This window comes from Cellulomonas hominis (assembly GCF_005239125.1).
GTDB classification, from domain to species: domain Bacteria; phylum Actinomycetota; class Actinomycetes; order Actinomycetales; family Cellulomonadaceae; genus Cellulomonas; species Cellulomonas hominis_A.
Genome location: NZ_SZYE01000193.1, coordinates 1 through 7,257 on the forward strand (window position 1 = coordinate 1; position 7,257 = coordinate 7,257).

A 7,257-nucleotide genomic window follows, 5' to 3' on the forward strand; every position below is an offset into this window, starting at 1 on the left:
CCGACGCTCCCTCTGCCGGGCCCGCTACGTTCCCTCCGGCAGCCTCGCGACGCCACCTCGCGCAGGGATGCAGCGCGCCCGACCGGCCGGTCACCGCTCCCCCGGCACGGGCGGCCGCCAGCCGCCGCGCCCACCGCGCGCTCCACGTGGTCCAGCAGCTCCGTCACGCCCTCGGCGCGACCTTCGGCGAGCAGCGCCCCGGCGTGGCCGAGCGCCAGCGCGGGCCGGGCGCCGACGACCGCGGCGGGGAGCGCGTCGCACCACCCGCGGAGGGTCGCCTCCCGGCGGGCCCGGCGCATCGCCGGCACGGCGGCCTCGACGAGGGACGCCGCCCGCTCGTGGTCCCCGGCCGCGAGCGCGTGGTCGATCGCCGGGACCGGCTCGTCGTGCCCCGCCCACCACCGGCTGGCGCGCCCGTGCAGGGCGGCGACCTCGCCGGGCAGCTCGCGGGACAGCCGCGAGGCCAGCAGCTCGCGGAACAGGTGGTGGTACCGGTACCAGGTCCGCGTGTCGTCCAGCGGCACGACGAACAGGCCCGCGCGGTCCAGCGCCTCCAGGCGCGCGGCGCCGCCCGTCGTCCCCGCGACCGAGTCGCACAGGGGGCCGGTGAGCCGGTCGAGCACGCTCGTGCGCAGGAGGAAGTCGCGGACGTCGTCCGGCTGGCGGCGCAGCACCTCGTCCACCAGGTAGTCGGCGACGTGCCGGTGCTCGCCGGTGAACCGCGCGAGCACGCCCGCCGCGTCCGGGGCGTCGCGCACCGCCAGCAGCGCGAGCCCGACGGCCGCCGCCCAGCCCTCGGTCCGCTCCGCCAGGCGCGCGACGTCCCCGGTGCCGAGCGGGGCCCCGGCCGCCGCCGCGACCACCGCGACCTCGTCGGGGGTGAGCCGCAGGTCGGCCGCGCGGACCTCCGCGAGCTCGCCCCGCGCGCGCAGCCGGGCCAGCGGCACCTCGGGGTCCGCCCGCCCCGAGAGCACGACGTGGACCCGCGGCGGCAGGCTGTCCACGAGGAACGCGAGGTCCGGCCAGGCGGGACGCCCGACCAGGTGCGTGTCGTCCAGGACGAGCACGACGTCGACCGCGCGGCCGGCCAGCTCGTCGAGCAGGGCGCCGAGCGCCGCGCGCGCCGGCTCCCCGTCGTCGAGCCGTCGCGCCGCCGGCCGGCTCGCGCCCGGCACGGCCTCCTCCACCGCCGAGAGCAGCGCCGGCCACAGGACGGCCGGGTCGTGGTCGCGCTCGTCCAGCGCCAGCCAGGCGATGCGGGAGCCGTCGCCGACGGCGGCCGCCCACTCGGCGAGCAGCGTCGTCTTGCCGTAGCCGGCGGGCGCGGACACCACCGTGACGCGCGCCGGGCCGCCCGGGCCGATGCGGCCCACGAGCCGGGGCCGCGCCATGCGTCCCGGGCGCGGCGCCGGGACGCGCGCCCTGCCGGCGGTCGCTGCTGGCGCCATGTCCCTCCCGTCGGTGCGGCCGCGGCACCCGGCCGCGCCGGGACTGTCTACCACGCCCGCCGGGGCACCGACCGCGTCGCACGCCCGCAGGGCGGCCGCCGGGCGCCGCCGCTACTCCCCCAGCACCGGGTCGACCCGCGTGATGGTCCACCGCCGGTGCCACGCGACGGCGGCCACGCCGCCCAGCAGCCCCAGGACGCCGAACCCGGCGACCAGCAGGATGTCGCGCACGTACCGGTCCGGTGGACCGCCGGTCATCGCGATCCGCAGCCCGTCGACCACGTACGTCATGGGCAGCAGGGGGTGCACGGCGCGGAACGGCGCCGGCAGGGTCTGCACCGGGTAGATGCCCGCGCAGCTGGTGAGCTGGACCATCAGCAGCACCAGGGCCAGCGAGGACCCCACCACCCCGAACGCGGTCCGCAGGGCGTGGGCGATCGCCGTGAACGCGAGGGAGCCGACGACGACGAGGCCGGTGGTCGCCGGCCAGCTCCGCGCGTCGAGCCCGAGGCCGAACGCGAGCACCGCGGTGAGCACGAGCCCGCCGGCCACCCCCACGGCGGCGACCGGGAGGTACCCGGCGAGCGCGACGGGCACCGAGCCCGCGCGCGACATGAGCCCGCGCGGGTTCACGGGCCGCAGCACCGTGAACGTCGCGACGCCGAACACGCACAGCGCGATGCCGAAGAAGAACGGCGCCAGCCCCTCGCCGTAGTACCGCGCGTCGTTCACCGCCTCCACGCGGACGTCGGTGGGCTGCGCCAGCTCGTCGGCGACCCGCTGCGGGTCCTGCTCGCCGAGCGTGGGGATCTGGTCGACCGCGGACGTGAGGCCGTCGGCGAGCGTGCTGGCGCCGCTCTCGAGTTCGGCGGTGCCGCTCGCCAGGCTGCCCGCGCCGTCCGCCGCGGTCTGCAGCCCGCCGGTCAGCTCGCCCAGGCCGTCGGCGACCTGCTGCGACCCCGAGGCGAGCCGGTCGATCTCGGACCGCGCGTCGCGGATCCGGGCCTGGATCGCGGGGACCTCGGCGTCGACCTGCGCGGCGCGCGCGGCGACGTCGCTCGCGGCGGCGTCCACCCGGGACGCGGCGGCCACGACCTCGCCGGACCGCTGGTCCGCCGCGCGGGCGGCGGCCAGGATCTGCTGGAACTCCGGGGAGCCGCCCTGCTCCGGGTTCGCCTGCGCCCACGCGTCGAGCTGCGCGACGAGCTGGGCGGTCCGGGAGGGCAGCCCCTGCGCGTCCTGCGCCACCAGGCCGGTGAGCTCCGCCGCCGTCCCCGCGACCCGGTCGGCCGCGTCGGCCACCCCGGGGATCGCCGGGACGACGCGGTCGACCAGCGGGTCGACGACGGCCGCGATCCGCGCGTCCCCCTGGGCGACCTGCTGCGCCCCGCCGGTGAGCTCGGCGGACGCCTGGTGGGCCGTGGCCAGGCCCGACGCGAGCGAGCCCGCACCGTCCCGCGCGGTGGTCAGCCCGTCCCGCAGCTCGGTGGCACCGCTGCCCGCCTGCTGCAGCCCCGAGCGCAGCCGGCCGAGCTGCTCCAGGACCACCCGGAAGTACGCGGACGTGGCCGCGGCGTTGATCCGCTCCTCGAGCTCGATCGCCAGCCCCTGCGACGCGACGCCCACGATGAACCCGTTGGCCCCGTCGCGGCGCAGCAGGACCTCGGCCGCCCGCGGGTCGCCCGACTGCACGGCCGTGAGGTCCGCGGAGAAGTCGTCGGGGATCGTCATCGTCATCAGGTACGTGCCGTCGGCGAGCCCGGCCGCCGCGTCGCGGGCGTCGGTCGGGGTCCAGTCGACGACCGGGTCGTCCTCGAGCTGCTGGAGCACCTGGTCGCCCGCCCGGATCTCCTGGTCCTGCACCGTCACCGGGCGGTCCTCGTTGACGACCGCGACCTTGATGTCCCGCAGGTGCCCGTACGGGTTCCAGTTCGACCACAGGTACAGGCCGCCGTACAGCGACGGCAGCAGCACGAGGAAGACCAGCGCGACCCGCTCCAGCGGCCGCCGGTAGCGCCGCAGCTCGGAGACGGCGAGCGCGCCGATCACGGCGCGACCCGCGCCGGGTGCAGCTCCACCGACCGCCGGCCGCCCGGGCCGCCACCGGGGTCACCGCCCGAGGTGGTCGCGAGCACGAGGCAGCCGTCGGCGTCCGCGACGCGGTGCAGGGCCGCCCACACCAGGTCCCGCTCCGTCGCGGGGAGCCCGTCGTCCAGGTCGTCCAGGACCAGCAGCCGCGGCCGGGAGAGCGCGGCCAGGGCGACCGCGAGCAGCGTGCGCTGCAGCGCGCCCAGCCCCGCCACCCGCTCGTGGGGACCGGCGGTGAGGCCGGTGAGCTCCCGGGTCTCGTCCACCCGGTATCCCAGGCCGTCGGACCCGGCGGGCCGCACCCGCTCCCAGCGGGCCCGCTCCCGGAACGCCTGCCGGACGGTCTGCTGCCCCTCGGGCACGGCGACGTCGTCGAGCCGGGCGACGGCGGACAGCCGCCGCACCGCCCGGGCGCCGCGCGGCAGGTCGTGGCCGAGCACCCGCAGCTGCCCGGTCGTGGCGCGGGCGCGGCCCGCCAGCGTCAGCAGGAGCATCGACCGGCCGGTGCCCCCGGCGCCGCGGACCTCGACGACCTCGCCGGGATCCGCCGTGAAGTCGACGTGCCGGTAGACCCAGCCCTCCCCCGCCCGCATCCCGAGCCCGGTGGCGCGCACGCCCTCCGGCGGCTCGTGGCCCCCCGGCCGGTCCTCCGTGTCCGCCACGTCGACGTGCTCGACCGTCATCCCGTGCTCCCCCCTGGCGGGACTCGCGGGATACGGGCCCCGTGGCCAGGGTCGCAGACCGCCGCGGCCGGGGCGAGGGGGCCGGGGCGGCCCGCTCGCCGGCGGTGCCGGCCCCGGCTCCGGCCCGCGGCCTACTGCGCCGCGAGCAGCGTCTCGACCGGCACGACGTCGACCAGCCCCCGCGCCCGCGCGGCCAGGTCGGGGTCCAGCGCCACCAGCACGTCGGCCTGCAGCCGGGCCACGGCGACGTACTCGGCCGGGGCGGTGTCGTCCCAGCCGCCCTCGGTGGCGATGCGCCACGCCACGGCCCGCGACACCCGGTCGCCGAGCAGCCGCACCCGCAGCGTGGTGAGCCGCTCCAGCAGCACGTCCGCGCGCGCGGGCTCGATCGCGCCCGCGCGGACGTCGCGGTACAGCAGGCCCATCGCCTCGGAGCGCAGCAGGTTCGGGGCCACCAGCTGGTGGCCCGCGGGCACGGTGAACCCCTCGCCGACGAGCCGGACCGCGGCGTGGGCGTCGATCGCGAACCGCGTCATGCGGACCTCCTCCTCGTCCGGGCCACCGGGCCGGCGGCGCGACCCATCCTGCCCGCGGGCGCGGCGCGCGCCAGCGGGCCGCGCCCGGTCAGGCGCCGAACTGCAGCCAGTCCCCTTCCGACACCACCTCGGCGGCGCCGTCCGCGACGACGACGGCCGTCTGCTCGTCGATGGCGTACGCCGGGCCGCCGACGTCCTCGGCCCAGCGCTCGGCGGCGGCGGGGGTGTTCGACGCGAACGCGTTCAGGTGCGGGAAGAGCGCGAACGGGACGACGCCGAGCCCGCGGTCGTCCGGCGCGCCCGCCCACTCGACGAAGAAGTCGCCGACCCGGGGCGCCATGACCATGCTCCCGGCGCTGACCCCGACCCACACCAGGTCGGGCAGCGCGGGGAGCAGGCCGGCCAGCCCGGACTCGCGGACCCAGTGCGCGAGGTAGGTCGCGTCGCCGCCGTCGACCAGCAGCACGTCGGCCCCGCGGACCCACGGCACCCACCGGTCCGCGCCGATCGTCGGCAGCGCGGTGAGCTCGAGGACGCCGAGCGACGCCCAGCCGAGGCCGGTGAGGTGCCGGAAGCCGGGATCCGCGGCGACGAGCCCGCGCACCGACTCCGGGCCGCACAGCGGGTGCCCCCACTGCGCGGTCGGCACCACCAGCGCGTGGCACTCCCCGACCGGCCGCGGGAGCAGCCGGTCGAGCGCGGCGCGGATGCTCGGGTTGGTGACGCCGCCGGACGTGAGCAGGAGCTGCATGGGGTCCTCCGGGGACTGGGGCCGTCGGGACCCATCGTGCCGCGCCCGGTCGCCCGCGGCGCGCGTGTCGGTGCCGTGCGGCAGCATGGCCCGGTGAGCAGCGAGGTGACCGCCCCGCGCCTGCGGACGGAACCGAGCATCGCGCACCTGGACGCGGACGCGTTCTTCGCGTCGGTGGAGCAGGCGCAGCGCCCGTCCCTGCGCGGACGCCCCGTGCTGGTCGGTGGCACCGGCCCGCGCGGCGTGGTGGCCGCGGCCTCCTACGAGGCGCGGGCGATGGGCGTGCGGTCCGCCATGTCGATGGCGAGCGCCCGCCGGGCCTGCCCGCAGGCGACCGTGGTGGTCCCCCGGTTCGACGCCTACGCGGCGTACTCGGCGCGGATCATGGCGGCGCTGCGGGAGCGGACCGACGCGGTCGAGCCGCTGAGCATCGACGAGGCGTTCGCGGACCTCGGGGCCGTCGAGCCCGGTCCCGACGGCTGGCCCGGGGTGGCGCGCGACCTGCGCGAGCGGGCCGTCGAGCTCGCGGGCGTCCCGGTGTCCGTCGGCATGGGGCGGTCGAAGCTGGTGGCGAAGCTCGCCTCCGCGGCGGCGAAGCCCGCGGGGGTCGTGGTCGTCGACCCCGGGGACGAGGACGCGTTCCTGCTCCCGATGCCGGTGCGCTCGCTGTGGGGCGTCGGCCCGGTGTCGGCGGAACGGCTGGAGAAGATCGGCGTCCGGACCGTCGAGGACCTGCGCGCGCAGCCGCTCGACACCCTGACGATGGTGCTCGGCGACGCCGCCGGGTCGAACCTGTTCCGGGTGGCGCGCGGCTGGGACGACCGGCCGGTCGCCGAGACCCGGGAGCGCAAGTCCGCCGGCGCCGAGCACACCTTCGAGCGCGACCTGCACGGGCGAGCGGAGCTCGCGGCCCAGCTGCCCGCGGTCGCCGACCAGGCGTTCGCCCGCCTGGAGCGGCACGGCGGCGCCGCACGGACCGTCACGGTGAAGGTGCGGTTCGCGGGGTTCAGCACCGTGACCCGGGCGGTGTCGCTGCCGTCGCCGACGGCCGACCGGGCGGCGCTGCACGAGGCGGCGGCGCGGGCGCTCGACCTGGTGGAGCTGACCGAGCCGGTGCGGCTGCTCGGGGTGGCGTTCAGCGGGCTGTCGGAGCACGCGCAGCTCATGCTCGACCTCGCCGGGCCGGGCGGCTCCGGCGCCGCGCCGGACGCGTCGGCGTCACCCGGCCCAGGACCGGGCCCCGGGGTCGAGGAGGGCACCGCCCCGGACCCCGACGGCCCCGACGCGCTCCGCCCCGTCGCCCGGCGCCGCCGCGGCCGCCTCCGGGTCGAGGACGCCGCCCCGGGGCTCGACGTCCGGCACCCAATGCACGGCCGCGGCTGGGTCGTCAGCACCCGCGACGACGGCCGGGTGGCTGTCCGGTTCGAGACCGCCGCGACCGGGCCCGGGCGGCAGATCTGGCTCGACCCCGCGACGGAGGACGTGGAGCTGGTCGGCGCCCTCGGGCCCGACGGGTCGGAGCTGCCCGAGGCGCGGGCCGAGGAGTAGCCGGCCGAGGCGTGTCAGTGGTCGCCGGTAGCGTTCTTGCATGGTTGACCTGCAGGAACACCCCGACGGCGACACGCTCGCCGGCCTGGTGCTGCCGGTCTACGGGCCCGACGGTGTCTGCCTGACCGACTACGGGCCGGACCCCGTGGTGGCGTTCGGCGGGGCGCCGCGCACCGGTGAGCAGCGGCAGATCGAGGCCATCG

Annotated in this window: 6 protein-coding genes; 1 reads left to right on the plus strand and 5 read right to left on the minus strand. The window is 78.5% G+C overall.

What is annotated here, in order from left to right; all coding sequences use genetic code 11:
- The 5 genes from FA014_RS16665 to FA014_RS16685 form a co-directional block, all read right to left on the minus strand.
- On the minus strand, positions 1 to 1,391 hold a 1,391-nt coding region (locus FA014_RS16665), incomplete at its 3' end, for an AAA family ATPase (RefSeq protein ID WP_328288218.1).
- Positions 1,392 to 1,559: 168 nt separating this feature from the next.
- Entirely contained in the window at positions 1,560 to 3,497 is a 1,938-nt protein-coding gene (locus FA014_RS16670) for a YhgE/Pip family protein (RefSeq protein ID WP_154730767.1), read from the minus strand.
- Entirely contained in the window at positions 3,494 to 4,219 is a 726-nt protein-coding gene (locus FA014_RS16675; RefSeq protein ID WP_154730768.1) for an ATP-binding cassette domain-containing protein, read from the minus strand. The genes FA014_RS16670 and FA014_RS16675 overlap by 4 nt, the downstream gene beginning before the upstream one ends.
- 131 nt (positions 4,220 to 4,350) lie before the next feature.
- Positions 4,351 to 4,755 carry a hypothetical protein gene (locus tag FA014_RS16680; protein ID WP_154730769.1) on the minus strand — a complete coding sequence of 135 codons (405 nt, stop codon included), beginning with the start codon at positions 4,753 to 4,755 and terminating at the stop codon, positions 4,351 to 4,353.
- Positions 4,756 to 4,843: 88 nt separating this feature from the next.
- Positions 4,844 to 5,506 (minus strand): Type 1 glutamine amidotransferase-like domain-containing protein, encoded by a 663-nt coding sequence (locus tag FA014_RS16685; protein WP_154730770.1) that lies wholly within the window; start codon positions 5,504 to 5,506, stop codon positions 4,844 to 4,846.
- A gap of 93 nt (positions 5,507 to 5,599) precedes the next feature.
- Here FA014_RS16685 and FA014_RS16690 point away from each other — a divergent pair, with 93 nt between their 5' ends.
- On the plus strand, positions 5,600 to 7,054 hold the full coding sequence (locus tag FA014_RS16690) for a DNA polymerase IV (RefSeq protein ID WP_195969333.1): 1,455 nt from the start codon (positions 5,600 to 5,602) through the stop codon (positions 7,052 to 7,054).
- Positions 7,055 to 7,257: the final 203 nt, after the last annotated feature.

Excerpts from the sequence above, each read along its gene's own strand:
- FA014_RS16685 (WP_154730770.1), bottom strand. The coding sequence starts at position 5,506 with ATGCAGCTCCTGCTCACGTCCGGCGGCGTCACCAACCCGAGCATCCGC.
- FA014_RS16680 (WP_154730769.1), bottom strand. The coding sequence starts at position 4,755 with ATGACGCGGTTCGCGATCGACGCCCACGCCGCGGTCCGGCTCGTCGGC.
- FA014_RS16675 (WP_154730768.1), bottom strand. The coding sequence starts at position 4,219 with ATGACGGTCGAGCACGTCGACGTGGCGGACACGGAGGACCGGCCGGGG.